Source organism: Streptomyces sp. NPDC008317 (assembly GCF_042955955.1).
Classification (GTDB): domain Bacteria; phylum Actinomycetota; class Actinomycetes; order Streptomycetales; family Streptomycetaceae; genus Actinacidiphila.
In genome coordinates this window covers 380,968-396,747 of sequence record NZ_JBIBFQ010000006.1, presented here as the reverse complement: position 1 = coordinate 396,747, position 15,780 = coordinate 380,968, and the positions used below count along the sequence as shown (strand labels likewise).

Below are 15,780 nucleotides of genomic sequence, written 5' to 3'. Positions count from 1 at the left end.
CAGGGCCACGAAGGCAGAAAACCAAGGCGTCGAAGCGGTCCGCAGGTCCGCTCCGCCCCGGTTTTCCGCGTCGGGTCCGTCGCGTCGCGGCGCACACGTGAGACGGCGTAGAGAGAGAAACGATTTCTGTGAGTGCTGCGATGCGAAGCCGTACCCCTGACCGCCTGTGCGCCGAGGCGGTCGATGTCGCGCTGGCTGTGACGGAGGAGGCGGCGGGGCCGCAGTCCGTCGGCGAGCACCTCGGCGTCGTCGCCGAGGGGGACCGCGTCGTCACCCACTACTTCGCCTGTAAAGAGCCCGCCTACCGCGGCTGGCGCTGGGCCACCACCCTCACGCGGGCCTCCCGCGCCAAGGTCGTGACCATCGACGAGACGGTGCTGCTGCCGGGCGACGACGCGATTCTCGCGCCCGAATGGGTGCCGTGGAGCGAGCGGCTGCGGCCCGGCGACATGGGCCCCGGCGACCTGCTGCCCACCGAGGCCGACGACCTGCGCCTGGAGCCGGGGTGGACCGGCGAGGACGACGAGCGCTTCCCGGGCTTCCCCGACGGGTCGGCCGACGCCCCGGACGGCTCCGCGGGTCCCGAGAGCGCCGCGGACGCCTCCGACGCCGACTTCGTGGTGCCCACGCCCGCGACGATCACCGCGGTCGCCGCCGAGATCGGCATGGGACGGCCGCGGGTGCTCTCCCGCTACGGTCTGCACGCCGCCGCCGACCGCTGGGAGGAGCAGTTCGGCGCCAAGACGCCCATGGCCCAGGCCGCGCCCGCCAACTGCGTGAGCTGCGGCTTCCTCGTCGCGATCAAGGGCTCCCTCAGCCAGGCGTTCGGGATCTGCGCCAACGAGTTCTCGCCCGCCGACGGCCGCCTGGTCTCCCTGTCCTACGGCTGCGGCGGCCACTCCGAGGCCGCCGTGATGCCCAAGACCCCCACCCCGCCGCCGATGGTCCTGGACGACATGGAGGAGACCGAGCAGGTCTCCCTGCACCCCGGCCGCGTGTCCCCGGCGGACGACGACGCCGCCGCGGCGGACGGGCCGCGCGGCTCGTAGCCGCGGTACCCCCGGCCGGTGGGCCGGGGGCGGCGGTGAACCCCGTGCGGGCGACCGCGCCGCGCGGGCGCGGCGCCATTGGCGGTACGGTCGCCCCGACAGGGGCCCGGCCGCGGGCCGCAGCAACAACCGGAGGGCCACGTGAGCCGCGCAGGGACCCGACCGACGGTCGTCACGGAAGCCACCAGCGACCCCTTCGGCACCGCCGCGCTCCGCGCGGGCGTGACCACCGCCTGGTCCGCGTCGGCCGCCCGCTTCCGTGAGGACGCGAACGCCGAGGAGGACCTGGCCCTCGGCGGCTACCGCGACCGCCTCGTCGTGGAACTGGCCCAGAACGCCGCCGACGCGGCGGTACGGGCCGGTGTCCCCGGCCGCCTGCGGCTGACCCTCCACGGGGCCGGTGAGGGCGATGACGACCCCGCCCTGCTGGCCGCCGCCAACACCGGCGCGCCGCTCGACGCCGCCGCCGTCGAGTCGCTGTCCACGCTCCGCGCCTCCGCCAAGCGCGACGACGGCCCGGCCGCCGTCGGCCGCTTCGGCGTCGGCTTCGCGGCGGTGCTGGCCGTCAGCGACGAACCGGCCGTGGTGGGCCGCACCGGCGGCGTTCGCTGGTCGCTGGCCGAGGCCCGCGCGCTGGCCGCCGAAGTCCCCGGCCTGACCGATGAGTTGCGGCGCCGCGACGGCCATGTCCCCCTGCTGCGCCTGCCGTTCCCCGCGGAGGGCCGCGCGCCCGACACGTACGACACCGTCGTGCTGCTGCCGCTGCGCGACGGCGCCGCGGGCGACCTCGCGGCCCGGCTGCTGGCGGCCGTGGACGACGCGCTGCTGCTCGCGCTGCCGGGCCTGTCCGAGGTCGTGGTGGAAACCCCGGACGGGGTACGGACCCTGACCCGCCGTCAGACCGACGACGGCGACGTGGTCATCGAGGACAGCGACCGCGACGGCGCCGCCCGCTGGCGGGTGTCGTCCGCCTCCGGCGCCCTCACCCCCGACCTGCTGGCCGACCGCCCCGTCGAGGAACGGCTGCGCCCCGTCTGGTCGGTGACCTGGGCGGTCCCCGTGGACGAGGAGGGCGCCCCGGCCGCGCCCCGCACCGCGCCCGTCGTCCACGCGCCCACGCCCACCGACGAACCGCTCGGCCTGCCCGCGCTGCTGCTCGCCTCCTTCCCGCTCGACCCGACCCGCCGCCACGCCGCCCTCGGCCCGCTCACCGACTTCCTGCTGGCCCGCGCCGCCGAGTCGTACGTGGCGCTGCTGGCCAACTGGCGGCCGGTCGGCACCGGCGTGGTCGACCTGGTGCCGGGACCGCTGGGCAAGGGCGAACTCGACGCCGAGCTGCGCCGCAGAATCCTCGCCGAGCTGCCCCGTACCGCCTTCCTGCCGCGCGCCGCCGAGCCGCGCCCCGACGGCGGCCCCGACGGCCCCGAGGCGGCGGAGAAGGCCGCGGACGACGGCTCCTGGGACGGCGGCGGCCCGCTGGCCGGTGAGGCGCCCGCGCTGCGCCCGGTCGAGGCCGAGGTCGTGGAGGGCGCCACCGCGCAGGCCGTACGCGTCCTGGCCGAGGTGCTGCCGACGCTGGTCCCCTCCACGCTCGAACGGCGGCCCGCGCTGCGCCAGTTGGGCGTCGCCCGGCTGACCCTCGCCGACGCCGTGGACCGCCTCGCGGGCACCGAACGCCCCGCGGGCTGGTGGTGGCGCCTGTACGACGCGCTGGCCGGAACCGACGCCGATGTCCTCAGCGGTCTCCCGGTGCCGCTCGCCGACGGCCGTACGGTCGTCGGCCCGCGCCAGGTGCTGCTGCCGGTGCCGGGGGAGGGGGACGACGGCGACACGGGCGCGGTGGACCCCGCCGCGCTGGCCCGCCTCGGCCTGCGCGTCGCCCACGCCGACGCCGTGCACCCGCTGCTCGAAAAGCTCGGCGCGTCCCCCGCCACCCCGCGCGCCGTCCTGACCACCCCTCAGGTCAGGGCCGCCGTGGCCGCCTCGCTGGACGACGAGGGCGCCGCCTGGGACGACGAGAACGCCCTGGACACCGAGGAGTTGGCCGACAACGTCCTCGCTCTGGCCCGCGCCGCGGGGCTCGCGCCCGGCGAGGAGCCGTGGCTCGCCGCCCTCGCGCTGCCCGACGAGGAGGGTGAACTCGCCCCGGCCGGCGAGCTGGTCTTCCCCGGCAGTGCCCTGGAATCCGTCCTGCGCGAGGGTGAACTGGCCGCGGTGGACGCCGAGTTGGCCGAGCGCTGGGGCGAACAGCCGCTCGCCGCGGTCGGGGTGCTCGCCACCTTCGCGCTGGTCCGCGCCGCCGACGTCGTCCTCGACCCCGACGACCTCGAACCGCGCGACAGCGACTGGGCCGAGCCCGACGACATCGGCCTGCTCGACGCCGTCGACGTGTGGTGCGAGGACGTCCTGGACCGCCTCCCCGAGACCGACGTGCCGCCGGTCGCCACCGAGGTGATCGGCGTCCGCGACCTCGACCTGGTGGACGACGACGCCTGGCCGCAGGCGCTGGCGCTGCTCTCCCGCCCCCCGCTGCGCGACGCGATCACCGCGCCCGTACGCGTCCTGCTCCCCGACGGCACCACCGACTCCGTACGCCCCTACGCCGCTTGGTGGCTCCGCGACCACCCCGTGCTCGACGGCCGCCGCCCGGTCGGCCTGCGCGCGGCGGGCGGCGACCCGCTGCTCGCCGGGCTCTACGACGAGGCCGCCACCGGCACGGCCGTGGACGAGCAGGTGCTGCGGGCGCTGGGCGTCCGCACCTCCGTACGCGCGCTGCTGGACGAACCGGGCGGGGCCGCCGAACTCCTCGCGCGGCTGGCCGACCCCGAGCGGCGGGTCACCCCCGCCCAGCTCCACCACCTCTACGCGGCGCTGGCCGAACTCGACCCCGAGCAGGTCACGCTCCCCGACGACCTGCGGGCCGTCGTGGACGGCGTGCCCCGCGTGGTCGCCGCCGCCGACGCGTTGGTCGCCGACGCCCCCGACCTGCTGCCGCTCGCCGCGGGCCGCGCCCTGCTGCCCGTGCCGCCCCGGCTGGCCGCGGACCTCGCCGACCTCTTCCAGGTCCGCCGCCTCAGCGACGCCGTCGAGGCCCGTGTCGTCTCCGAGGGCGAGATCCACGACGTGCTGCCCGCCGTCCACGACCTGCTCCCCGGCGCCCCCGCCACGTACATCGAGCACGAGGAACTGCTCGTCACCGGGGACGTCGAACTCTCCTGGCGCTACGTCGACGGCACCCTGCACGCCTCCACGGTCGAGGGCGTGGCCGCGGGCCTGGCGTGGGCCACGACCCACTGGCACCGCCGCTTCGAACTGGCCGCACTCCTCGAAGACCCCACCCGTACCGAAGAGTTGGCCATGGACCGCTGGTTCGACTGACGGGCCCTCAGGCGTGGGGGCTCACGCCGTGTCGCGCCTGCGCACCCACCCCCACACCACTTCGAGCACCAGTCCGCCCGCCACCGCGATACCGACGGCCGTCCACGGCATCTGCGCGCCCACCAGCTTCAGCGCGAAGAAGGACTGGAGCCACGGGACGACCAGCACGATCAGGAAGCCGACGCCCATCGCCAGCACCAGCGCGATCCGCCACCAGGTGTAGGGCCTGGCCACGATCGCCAGCACCCACACCTCCAGCAGGAACAGCGTGAGCGTGGCCGCGCTGGTCTCGGCGTCCAGCGCCCCGCTGCCGGAGTAGTGGTGCCGGGCCAGCAGGTACGACAGCATCGCCGCGAGCCCGCAGATGATCCCCGCGGGGGTCGAGTACCGCATGACCCGCCGGACGAAATGCGGCTTGGCCCGCTCCTTGTTGGGCGCGAGCGCCAGGAAGAAGGCGGGCACGCCGATGGTGAGCGTGGACAGCAGCGTGAGGTGCCGCGGCAGGAAGGGGTACGGCACCTGCCAGCACACCACGAGCACCGCGAGCAGCACGGAGTAGACCGTCTTGGTGAGGAACAGCGTGGCGACCCGGGTGATGTTGCCGATCACCCGCCGGCCCTCGGCGACCACCGAAGGCAGCGTCGCGAAGCTGTTGTTGAGCAGCACGATCTGCGCGACGGCGCGGGTGGCCTCGGAACCCGACCCCATGGAGACGCCGATGTCGGCGTCCTTGAGGGCGAGTACGTCGTTGACGCCGTCGCCGGTCATCGCCACGTTGTGCCCGCGGGACTGGAGGGCGCCGACCATGTCCCGCTTCTGCTGCGGCGTGACCCGCCCGAAGACGGCGCCGTCCTCCAGCACTTGCGCCATCTCGTCCTGGTCGGTGGGCAGTTGGCGGGCGTCCACCGGGGCGTCCGCGCCCGGCAGCCCGAGCTTGCCGGCGACCGCGCCGACCGACACCGCGTTGTCGCCGGAGATGACCTTGGTCTGCACATTCTGCTCGGCGAAGTACCGCAGCGTGTCACCGGCGTCGGGCCGCAGCCGCTGTTCGAGGACGACCAGCGCGTACGGGGTGACGGTCTCGGCCACCCGCGGGTCGTCGAGCGGGCGGTCGGTGCGGGCCAGCAGCAGCACCCGCAGGCCCTCGTTGTTGAGCTGGTCGATCTCGGCGAGCGAGCCGTGCCCGGTGGGCAGCAGCACGTCGGGCGCGCCGAGCAGCCACGTACTGCTGGTGCCGTCGGGCTCGTTGAAGGCGGCGCCGCTGTACTTGCGGGCCGAGCTGAAGGGCAGTGCCTCGGTGCAGCGCCAACCGCCGTCCGCGGCGGTGTCCTTGGCGGCGCTGTCGTCCCGGTCGCCGACTTGGTCGCTGTCCTGGGCGCTGTCCTGGTCGCCGTCCTCGGAGCCTGCCTTGGAGCCGTCCTTCGAAGCGCTGCCGCCCGGCCGGGGGTAGGCGTCGATGATGGCCTGGAGGCTGGCGTTGGGGCGCGGGTCGGAGGCGCCGAGCGCGGACAGGACGCGGGCGACGTAGTCGCGGTCCGCGCCGTCCAGCGGGCGCAGGTCCGAGACGTCCATGCCGCCCTCGGTCAGGGTGCCGGTCTTGTCCAGGCAGACGATGTCCACCCGGGCCAGGCCCTCGATCGCGGGCAGTTCCTGGACCAGGCACTGCTTGCGGCCCAGCCGGATCACGCCGATCGCGAAGGCCACCGAGGTCAGCAGCACCAGGCCCTCCGGCACCATCGGCACGATGCCGCCGACCGTACGGCGGACGGCCTCGCTGCCGTCGTGGCTCTCCACCGTGAACTGGCTGATGATCAGGCCGACCGCGGTCGGCACCATCATCCACATCACGTACTTGAGGATCTGGCTGATGCCGTTGCGCAGCTCGGAGTTGACCAGCGTGAAGCGGGACGCCTCGTCGGCGAGCTGCGCCGCGTACGCCTCCCGGCCGACCTTGGTGGCGGTGAAGGCGCCGCCGCCCGCCACCACGAAGCTGCCCGACATCGCCTGGTCCCCGGCGTGCTTGAGCACGGGGTCGGCCTCACCGGTCAGCAGCGACTCGTCGATCTCCAGGCCGTCGGCCTCCTCGATGACGCCGTCCACGACGACCTTGTCACCGGGGCCCAACTCGATGAGGTCGCCGAGGACGATCTCCGAGGTGTGGATCTCGGCCGACGCACCGTCACGGCGCACCGAGGGCTTGGACTCGCCGATCACGGCGAGGCTGTCCAGGGTCCGCTTGGCGCGCAGCTCCTGGATGATGCCGATCGCGGTGTTGGCGACGATCACGAAGCCGAAGAGGCCGTCCTGGATCGGACCGACCACCAAAATGATCAGAAAAAGGAAGCCGATGATCGCGTTGAACCGGGTGAAGACATTCGCCCGGACGATCTCGGAAGTTGAGCGGGAGGAGCGTACCGGTACGTCATTGACCTCGCCGCGCGCGACGCGTTCCGCGACCTCGCCGCCGGTCAGTCCCGGTTTCCGGGTGACGACCTCCGTGTCCGTGCGTTCCGTCATGGGTCCGACGGTACGTGGCGCCCGGCGCTTCTACCCGGCGGAGGTCCCTTCCTGACCGCGCGCCGCGGCGGCGCGACGGATCGCGGCCCGCCGCGCGGTGACGTATTTCAGGCCGATCAGCCCGAGCCCCGCACCCGCCAGACAGGTCCAGATCAGCCACGTATGGCCGTGATCCGCGTACCAGCCGTAGAAGGGGAGCTGCACGACGAACAGCACGGCCCAGATGATCGTGCCGACTGTGACAGTGGCCACATCGTTGGCCTCCAGCGGCTCTGGGGCCTCGCGCAGGGGGGTCCGGTTGCTGCTCATGCGCCCATCGTAAGGGGGCCGGTCGCGGTGCCCGCGAGGTGGTGGCGGCCCTGCGGTTCAAGGATCTACGCGCGCAGATGGCGTTTGACAAGTTGTTTATTCATACTGAAGCAGCCACGCGCTGGCCGAATTTGTTCGTATGATCATCCAAGCTGAGCACCTTGAGGACCCGTATGCCGCCCGCCGCCCCCGGCCTTGACCGCTATTTCCGGATCTCCGAGCGCGGGTCCAGCATCCCGAGGGAGATTCGCGGCGGTCTCGCCACGTTCTTCGCGATGGCGTACATCATCGTGCTCAACCCGATCATCCTCGGCTCCGCCGTGGACAAGTACGGCCACCACCTGGTCGGCGGCCAGCTCGTCACCGCGACCGTGATCACCGCCGCCTTCACCACCCTGCTGATGGGCGTGGTCGGCAATGTGCCGATCGCGCTCGCCGCCGGGCTCGGTGTGAACACCGTCGTCGCCCTCCAGCTCGCGCCCAAGATGAGCTGGCCGGACGCGATGGGCATGGTCGTGCTCGCCGGTTTCGCGATCATGATCATGGTCGCCACCGGGCTGCGGGAGCGCGTGATGAGCGCGGTGCCGCTCGGCCTGCGCAAGGGCATCGCGATCGGCATCGGCCTGTTCATCATGCTGATCGGCCTGGTCGACTCCGGCTTCGTCACCCGTATCCCGGACGCCGCTCACACCACCGTGCCGCTCCAGCTCGGCTCCGACGGCCACCTCAACGGCTGGCCCGTGCTGATCTTCATCCTCGGCACGCTGCTCACCCTGGCGCTGATCATCCGCAAGGTCGCGGGCGCGATCCTGATCTCCATCGTCGCGATGACGGTCCTCGCGGTGATCGTGGACGCCGTCGCCGACATCCCCGCCGCCAACTGGGGCCTCACCGTTCCCAAGTGGCCCGGCAACCCGGTCGCCAGCCCCGACTTCGGCCTCGTCGGCAAGGTCAGCCTCTTCGGCGGCTTCCACCAGGTCGGCATCCTGACCGGCGTGCTCTTCGTCTTCACCGTGCTGCTGTCCTGCTTCTTCGACGCGATGGGCACCATCCTCGGCGTCAGCGACGAGGCGGACCTGCTCGACGAGAAGGGCGACCTGCCCGGCATCAACAAGGTGCTGATGATCGACGGCATCGCCACCGCCGTCGGCGGCGCCTCCTCCTCGTCCGCCAACACCTGCTTCGTGGAGTCCACGGCGGGCGTCGGCGAGGGCGCCAGGACAGGTCTCTCCAGCATCGTGACCGGCCTGATGTTCGTGCTCGCGCTGTTCTTCACACCGCTGGCCACCATGGTCCCGGCCCAGGCGGCCACGCCCGCCCTGGTCGCGGTCGGCTTCCTGATCCTGGCGGGCTCGGTCCGGGAGATCGACTGGAGCGACTTCACCATCGCGGTGCCGGCGTTCCTGACCATGGTGATGATGCCGTTCACGTACTCGATCACCAACGGCATCGGCATCGGCTTCCTGAGCTTCTGCCTGCTGCGGCTGGCCGCCGGCCGCTGGCGCGAGGTGCCGGTCGCGCTCTACGCCGTGGCCGCGGTCTTCGCCTTCTACTACCTGATGCCCGCGCTCGGCCTGCTCTGAGCCGGTGCCTGAGGGGTGGGGGCGGGTCCGCTCAGCGGCCCGTCCTGCCCGTAGAACCGCTCCGTCTCGTCGACGGCCGTCTTGAACCGTTCGTCGAAGTCGTCACGGATGAGCGCCTGGACCACATAGTCCTGGGCGCTCATTCCGCGTTTGGCGGCATGGTCGCGGATCCGGTCCCACAGGTCTGCGTCTATGCGGAGGCTGAGCACTCTCGATGCCATACGCCCAAAGGTCCCCGGACGGGGGGCCGCCGCGGGGGACTTTCGGCGGCCATCTCACCCGTATGGGTGAGATAAGGGCACATGAGGGTTGAGTGGGGTCCCGCTTGGCCAAGTTTTACTTAGATTAGCTAATGAGCTAACCTAATGAACGTGACCGAACTGTCCGAGGACGACCGCGCCGCGGTGAATTCGCTGCGCTCCGCGGTGATGCGCCTGTCCCGCCGACTGCGCCACCAGCGTGTCGACGAGACGCTCAGCCCGACCGAGATGGCGGTGCTGGGCACCCTGGCCCGCTGCGGGTCCGCCACCCCTGGCGAACTGGCCCGCAGGGAACACGTGCAGCCGCCGTCGATGACCCGCATCGTGGCGATGCTCGAGGCCAAGGGGCTGGTCCGCCGGGAACCCCACCCCGACGACCGGCGCCAGGTGGTGGTGAGCCAGACCGAGCAGGCCGAGGCGATCCTCGCCGACGCCCGCGACACGCGGAACGCCTGGCTGGCCCGGCTCACCGAGGGGCTGACCGACGAGGAGCGCGCGGTGCTCCGCGAGGCGGCTCCCGTCCTGGAGAAGCTCGCTCACCTGTGACCGGTACGACGTCGTACGACGCGCGTGAACCGTATGACCGCATGACCCGCACGAACCGTATGACCTGCGCGAACCGTATGACCGTATGACCTGCGCGAACCGTATGACCGTATGACCTGCGTGAACCGTATGACCTGAACGAACCGTAGGACCGTATGACCAGCACGAACCGCACGACCGTATGCACCGCACGAGCTGTATGACCCGTACGACACCTGTGCCGCGCGAGCCATCGGACAGCATGACCGACCACCTGTTGAAGGGGAGGCGAGACCCGATTGAGTTCGGCAGCCGGACCAGGCACCGCAACCGAACCTGACCGACCCGCGGACGGCAGGACGAGCACCTTCAGCTCGCTCAAGGTCCGCAACTACCGGCTTTTCGCGACCGGCGCCGTGGTGTCCAACACCGGCACCTGGATGTCGCGGATCGCCCAGGACTGGCTGGTGCTCAGCATCACCGGCTCGTCCTTCGCGGTGGGCATCACCACCGCGCTGCAATTCCTGCCGATGCTGCTCTTCGGCCTCTGGGGCGGCGTCATCGCCGACCGCTACCCCAAGCGGCAGATCCTGATCCTCACCCAGGCCGTACTCGGCCTCCTGGGACTCCTGCTGGCCGTCCTCACCCTCAGCGGTGTCGTCCAGGTCTGGCACGTCTACACGATCGCCTTCCTGCTCGGCATGGTCACCGTGATCGACAACCCCGCGCGGCAGACCTTCGTCATGGAGATGGTCGGCCCGAGCCATGTGCGCAACGCGGTCTCGCTCAACTCCGCGAACTTCCAGTCCGCGCGCCTGATCGGCCCCGCCGTCGCCGGTGTGATGATCACGGCCGTCGGCAGCGGCTGGGCCTTCCTCTTCAACGGCCTGTCCTTCATGGCCCCGCTCGTCGGCCTGCTGCTGATGCGCACCTCCGAGCTGCACCGGGTCGACCGCGTGCCCCGCGGCAAGGGCCAGCTCCGCGAGGGCCTGCGCTACGTGGCGGGCAAGCCGGACCTCATCTGGCCGATCGTCCTGGTCGGCTTCATCGGCACCTTCGGCTTCAACTTCCCGATCTGGCTCTCCGCCTTCGTCAACCAGGTCTTCCACAGCGGCGCCAGCACCTACGGCCTGCTCAACACCCTGATGGCGGCCGGTTCCCTGCTCGGCGCGCTGCTCGCCGCCCGCCGCACCCGTACCCGGCTGCGCATGCTGGTCGCCGCGGCCTGCGTCTTCGGGCTGCTGGAGGCCGCCGCGGCCGTGGCGCCCGCCTTCTGGATCTTCGCCGTCCTGCTGGTCCCGATCGGCATCTTCGGCCTGACCTTCAACACGACGGCCAACGCCACCGTCCAGCTCGCCACCGAACCCGTCATGCGCGGCCGGGTGATGAGCCTGTACATGATGGTCTTCGTCGGCGGCACCCCGATCGGCGGTCCGGTGATGGGCTGGGTGACCGACACCTACGGCGCCCGCGTCGGCTTCCTGTCCGGCGGCCTGATCTCCGCGGCGGCCGCGGTGGCCGTCGCCGTCGTCCTGGCGCGGATCGGGGGCCTCCGGCCCCGTCTGAACCTGCGCCGCGGCAGGGCCAAGGGCCGGCCCCTGCTCTCCTTCGTGCCCCGCGAGCCGGTCACCGGCGACGTGGACGCCGAGGACGCGCCGGAGGCGGCGGGGGAGGGCGCTCCGGCGCCCGGCCCGGACGCGAAGACGCCGACGCCTCAGGGCCAGGCGCGGGACCGGTCCCAGGCCCAGGCTCAGACCCGGTCCCAAGCCCAGGCTCAGGCTCAGTCCCAGGCGCGGCCTCAGACCCAGCCTCAGGACGACGAGTCGGCGCCCCGGCTCACCCCGGCCGTATGACCGCGCGGGCTCACGGGACCGGTGCGGGCGGCGGCCCAGGCGCGGGACCGGTCCCAGGCTCAGTCCCAGACCCGGTCCCAGGCGCGGCCCGTATGAGCCCGCGCGGGTTCACGGAGCCGGTGCGGGTGGCGGCCCAGGCGCGGGACCGGTCCCAGGCTCAGTCCCGGACCCGGTCCCAGGCGCGGCCCGTATGAGCCCGCGCGGGCTCACGGGACCGGTGCAGGCGGCGGCCCCCGCCGGGTCGGTTCCGGCACGGTCAGTTCCGTCCCGGTCGGTTCGGGCACGTCTGCCTACGGCATGCCTCGCTCCGGCCCGGTCGGTTCGGGCACGGCTGGTTACGGCACGTCTGCTTGTGGCACGCCTCGCTCCGGCCCGGCGTGTTCCGGGCCGCCGCCCGGTCACGGCTCGCCCGGTCCCGGTACGGCCGGTGCCGTGAGGCTCTTCGTCGCGCTGCTGCCGCCACCGTCCGTCGCCGACGAACTGGCCGACGCGGTCGGCCCGTTGAGGCGTCTGCCCGACGCCTCGGCGCTGCGCTGGACCGCCCGGGAGAGCTGGCACTTCACCCTCGCCTTCCTCGGCGAGGTGGCCGACCCCGTCAGACCCGAGCTGGCGGAACGCCTCGGCCGGGCCGCCGCCCGTCACGGACCCTGCGCACTGCGGCTGTCCGGCGGCGGCCGGTTCGGCGACCGCGCGCTGTGGGCGGGCGCCGACGGCGACCTGACCGGTCTCGCCGCGCTGGCGGGCTCCGTACGGGCCGCGGCCCGGCGGGCGGGCGCGCCACCCGACGCGGAGCACGCCTTCCGGCCCCATCTCACCCTGGCCCGCACCCAGCGCGGCCACGCGGTGAGCCTGCGGCCCTTCGCCGACGCCCTCGCCGCCCTCCACGGGGCGGCCTGGAGCGCCGACACCCTCCACCTGGTCAGCAGCGCCCTGCCGCGCTCCGGGGTCCCCGGCGAGCAGCCCCGCTACACGACGCAGGAGTCCTGGCCGCTGGGCCGCCCGGCGGCCCACCGGCCGGAGGGGTGACCGGGGCCGGTTAACCTCGGGGTGTGGACCCCAAGACCCGTACTCGTGTGATGACCGCCGCCTTCTTCCTGATGCTCGTGGTGGTGGTCGTCGCCGCCGCGCTGGGCTGACCCGCGGCGGCACCCCGGACCGTCCGTCCACACCACCCGGCTGCGCGGGCCGCACAACCGCCTGGCCATCCGGCCATCCGGCCGTCCGGGCCGGATCACGGCTCGGCGGGCACGGCCGCCGCGGCTGTTCCGCCCGCCGCGCCCGCCGTACCCGCCGTGTTCCTCCGGGCTCCGCCGTGTTCCTCAGGGTTCCTCTGGGTTCCCTCGGTGCCGGGACCTACCAGGCGAAGGCTTCCGGGGACGGCCCAGGGCCGGGGAAGATCTCGTCGAGCGCCGCCAGGAACTCCTCCGACAGCTCCAGCTCCAGCGCGCGCAGCGCCGAGTCGAGCTGGTCCTGGGTGCGCGGGCCGACGATCGGACCGGTCACACCCGGACGGGTGAGGAGCCAGGCGAGACCGACGTCACCGGGCTGGAGGCCGTGCTTGTCGCACAGGTCCTCGTACGCCTGGACCTGGTCGCGCAGCTTGCCGTCCTGGAGCGCCTTCGCGGTGTGCCCGCTGGTGGAACGCGCGCCGCCGCCCTCGCGCTGCTTGCGCAGCGCGCCGCCGAGCAGACCGCCGTTCAGCGGCGACCAGGGGATCACGCCGAGGCCGTAGTGCCGCGCCGCCGGGATGACCTCCATCTCCGCCCGCCGCTCCGCCAGGTTGTACAGGCACTGCTCGGTGATCAGACCGAGCGAACCGCGCCGCGCCGCCGCCTCGTTGGCCTGCGCGATGTGCCAGCCCGCGAAGTTGCTCGACCCGGCGTAGAGGATCTTGCCCTGCTGGATCAGGACGTCGATCGCCTGCCAGATCTCCTCCCACGGAGTGTCCCGGTCGACGTGGTGGAACTGGTAGACGTCGATGTAGTCGGTGTTCAGCCGCTTGAGGCTGGCCTCGACGGCGCGCCGGATGTTGAGCGCGCTGAGCTTGTCGTGGTTCGGCCAGGGCTCGTCCGCGGTGCCCATGTAGCCGTTCACCTTGGTGGCCAGCACCGTCTTGTCGCGGCGGTCGCCGCCCTTGGCGAACCAGGTGCCGATGATCTTCTCGGTGCGGCCCTTGTTCTCACCCCAGCCGTAGACGTTGGCGGTGTCGAAGTAGTTGACGCCCGCCGCGAGGGCCGCGTCCATGATCGAGTGGCTGTCCGCCTCATCCGTCTCCGGGCCGAAGTTCATCGTGCCGAGAACCAGACGGCTGACCTTGAGGCCGGTACGTCCGAGCTGTGTGTACTCCATGGCGTTCAGCCAAGCTCTTGGAGTGCGCTCGAATCAAGGGGCAATCCGGGGGGCATCCGCGGCGTCGTCCGCCGTTCGGCCCGCGGTCCTGGCGCCGTTCGGCTCAGTACTCGTTGTAGGGCGCCCCGATGTCCCACGCCTGGTACATCGCGTCCGCGAAAGCCGCCGCCAATTTGTGCTCGCCCGCCGCGTTGGGATGGGTGCCGTCGTAGGTGTGGAGCAGGATGTCGTACCCCTCGGGGCGGGAGGCCAGCAGCAGCGGCGAGGCGGGCGAGTCGTGCTCGGCGACCGCCTTCGCCATGCGGGTGTTCAGCTCCGCGCACTGGTCCGCGAAGCCCGGATCCAGATCGGCCCTGGTGTTGGGGATAACCGGCAACAGCACCATCCGCAGCGCGGGGCCCGCCGCGCGGGCCGCCGCGATGAACCGCTCCACATTGCGCGCGGTCTGCTCGGCGTCCGTGTAGAAGCCGAGGTCGATCAGGCCGAGCGATATCAGCAGCACGTCCGGGCGGTGCTCCCGTACGACGTCGCCGATCATCGGCACCATGTGGTGCCAGCCCTCGCCCCAGCCCGCCAGATGCCGCCTGGCCCGCTCCGGGAACAACGGGTCGGCGTAGTCGGAGGAGACGGCCGCGCCGGCCGCCGTGTCGTACAGCGTGGTGCGCGGCCCCACCACCGTGAACGGCTCGCCCAGCTCGTTCAGGTGCTGCCACATGCGGTAGCGCCACGTGTAGTCGCCCGCGGCGCCCACGGTCATGGAGTCGCCGACGAATAGGTAACGCATGCCGGGCATCATCCCCGACCGCCCGCCGACCAGGGACACTGGGGTGCATGCGTGCGTATCTCCTGACGGCCGCCGCGTGCGCCGCCGTGGCCCTGGCCTGCGGCACCGCCGTACCCGCCGTCGCCGACAGCGGCCCCTCGGTCGCCTTCTCCCTCAGCGACCCGCGGATCACCGAGTCCAGCGGCCTGGCCGCCAGCCGCCTCCACCCCGGCGTGTACTGGACGCACAACGACAGCGACGACGGCCCGTACGTCTACGCCGTCGACTCGGCCACCGGCAAGACCGTGGCCAGGGTGACCATGCGCGGCATCCACGCGCGGGACGTGGAGGCGATCTCCCTGGGCCCCGACGGCGACCTCTACGTGGGCGACATCGGCGACAATCTGGGCGGCACCTGGCCCGAGGTCTGGATCTACCGCTTCCCCGAGCCGAAGCAGCTCGGCGACCGCACCGTCGGCGTCACCCGCTACACCGTCCGTTACGACGCGGGACCCCGTAACGCCGAGGCCCTGATGGTGCATCCGAAGACGGGCCGGGTGTACATCGCCAGCAAGAATCAGGACGGCGGGGCGCTTTACGCCGGTCCGGCCGAGCTCAGCGCGGGCGGCGTCAACACCTTCCACCGCATAGCCGACGTCCCCTGGGTGACCGACGGCGCCTTCTCGCCCGACGGCACCCGCCTGGTGCTGCGCGGCTACCTCGGGGCGACCGGCTACCGCTGGGCCGACGGGGCCCCGCACAAGATCGGCAGCCTCGACGTCCCCATGCAACGGCAGGGCGAGTCCGTCACCTTCACCACCGACGGCCGGAATCTGATGTTCGGCAGCGAGGGCAAGAACAGCGACGTGTGGCGCGCGCCGCTCAGCGGCGACGAGCTGCCCGACAGCGTGGCCGCCTCGGCGAGCGCGTCGGCGGACGACCACAAGGGCGCCCAGACCTCTTCCGCGGCCTCTCCCGGGGCCTCACCGGGCACGGCCAAGGACACCGGCACCACGGGCACCGGCAGCAGGGTCGTGGGCATCGGGGTGCTCGCCGTGATCGGCGCCATCGGCGTGGGCGCCCGCAAGCTGCTGCGCCGCAACCGGGAACGCCACCGCGACTGACGCCGACTGGGCGCGGCGGTACGGGCGTACGGGCGTACGGGCGGTACGGGCGGGCCGACAATACGACGGT

Annotated in this window: 12 protein-coding genes; 7 read left to right on the top strand and 5 right to left on the bottom strand. The window is 72.6% G+C overall.

Translation table 11 applies throughout. From position 1 onward, the window contains the following. Positions 1 to 140 precede the first annotated feature (140 nt). A complete protein-coding gene (locus ACFY9V_RS21915) occupies positions 141 to 1,049 on the top strand; it encodes a DUF3027 domain-containing protein (protein WP_391162482.1) in 909 nt (302 codons plus the stop codon). A 141-nt stretch (positions 1,050 to 1,190) separates the two neighbouring features. After that, positions 1,191 to 4,427: a sacsin N-terminal ATP-binding-like domain-containing protein gene (locus ACFY9V_RS21910; protein WP_391162481.1), complete on the top strand. Its 3,237-nt coding sequence runs from the start codon at positions 1,191 to 1,193 to the stop codon at positions 4,425 to 4,427. Positions 4,428 to 4,448: 21 nt separating this feature from the next. Here the strand turns inward: ACFY9V_RS21910 and ACFY9V_RS21905 are convergent, their stop codons facing one another. Further along, positions 4,449 to 6,944 (bottom strand): HAD-IC family P-type ATPase, encoded by a 2,496-nt coding sequence (locus tag ACFY9V_RS21905; RefSeq protein ID WP_391162480.1) that lies wholly within the window; start codon positions 6,942 to 6,944, stop codon positions 4,449 to 4,451. 30 nt (positions 6,945 to 6,974) lie between these two features. Continuing rightward, complete coding sequence (locus ACFY9V_RS21900) at positions 6,975 to 7,253, bottom strand: DUF2530 domain-containing protein (RefSeq protein WP_355337425.1); 279 nt, start codon at positions 7,251 to 7,253, stop codon at positions 6,975 to 6,977. Positions 7,254 to 7,426: 173 nt separating this feature from the next. On the opposite strand from ACFY9V_RS21900, the gene ACFY9V_RS21895 reads away from it, so the two are divergent. Beyond that, on the top strand, positions 7,427 to 8,836 hold the full coding sequence (locus tag ACFY9V_RS21895) for a solute carrier family 23 protein (RefSeq protein ID WP_391162572.1): 1,410 nt from the start codon (positions 7,427 to 7,429) through the stop codon (positions 8,834 to 8,836). Here the strand turns inward: ACFY9V_RS21895 and ACFY9V_RS21890 are convergent. Then, positions 8,806 to 9,057 carry a ribbon-helix-helix protein, CopG family gene (locus tag ACFY9V_RS21890; protein ID WP_355337428.1) on the bottom strand — a complete coding sequence of 84 codons (252 nt, stop codon included), beginning with the start codon at positions 9,055 to 9,057 and terminating at the stop codon, positions 8,806 to 8,808. The genes ACFY9V_RS21895 and ACFY9V_RS21890 overlap by 31 nt on opposite strands. 144 nt (positions 9,058 to 9,201) lie before the next feature. On the opposite strand from ACFY9V_RS21890, the gene ACFY9V_RS21885 reads away from it, so the two are divergent. The 3 genes from ACFY9V_RS21885 (at position 9,202) to thpR (ending at position 12,500) form a co-directional block, all read left to right on the top strand. Continuing rightward, positions 9,202 to 9,642 (top strand): MarR family transcriptional regulator, encoded by a 441-nt coding sequence (locus ACFY9V_RS21885; protein WP_355337431.1) that lies wholly within the window; start codon positions 9,202 to 9,204, stop codon positions 9,640 to 9,642. Between the two features lie 278 nt (positions 9,643 to 9,920). After that, entirely contained in the window at positions 9,921 to 11,474 is a 1,554-nt protein-coding gene (locus ACFY9V_RS21880; RefSeq protein WP_391162479.1) for an MFS transporter, read from the top strand. A 432-nt stretch (positions 11,475 to 11,906) separates the two neighbouring features. After that, positions 11,907 to 12,500, top strand: a complete 594-nt coding sequence (thpR, locus tag ACFY9V_RS21875; RefSeq protein WP_391162477.1) for an RNA 2',3'-cyclic phosphodiesterase — start codon at positions 11,907 to 11,909, stop codon at positions 12,498 to 12,500. 327 nt (positions 12,501 to 12,827) lie between these two features. Here thpR and ACFY9V_RS21870 read toward each other — a convergent pair whose 3' ends face one another. Together ACFY9V_RS21870 and ACFY9V_RS21865 are read right to left on the bottom strand one after the other, a co-directional pair. Next, the gene (locus ACFY9V_RS21870) at positions 12,828 to 13,823 is read right to left on the bottom strand and encodes an aldo/keto reductase (protein ID WP_391043100.1); all 996 of its coding nucleotides are present in this window, start codon (positions 13,821 to 13,823) and stop codon (positions 12,828 to 12,830) included. Between the two features lie 103 nt (positions 13,824 to 13,926). Further along, entirely contained in the window at positions 13,927 to 14,607 is a 681-nt protein-coding gene (locus ACFY9V_RS21865) for a GDSL-type esterase/lipase family protein (RefSeq protein ID WP_391043103.1), read from the bottom strand. A 47-nt stretch (positions 14,608 to 14,654) separates the two neighbouring features. Between ACFY9V_RS21865 and ACFY9V_RS21860 the strand changes: the two genes are divergently transcribed. Then, the gene (locus ACFY9V_RS21860; protein ID WP_391162476.1) at positions 14,655 to 15,710 is read left to right on the top strand and encodes a hypothetical protein; all 1,056 of its coding nucleotides are present in this window, start codon (positions 14,655 to 14,657) and stop codon (positions 15,708 to 15,710) included. Positions 15,711 to 15,780 lie beyond the last annotated feature (70 nt).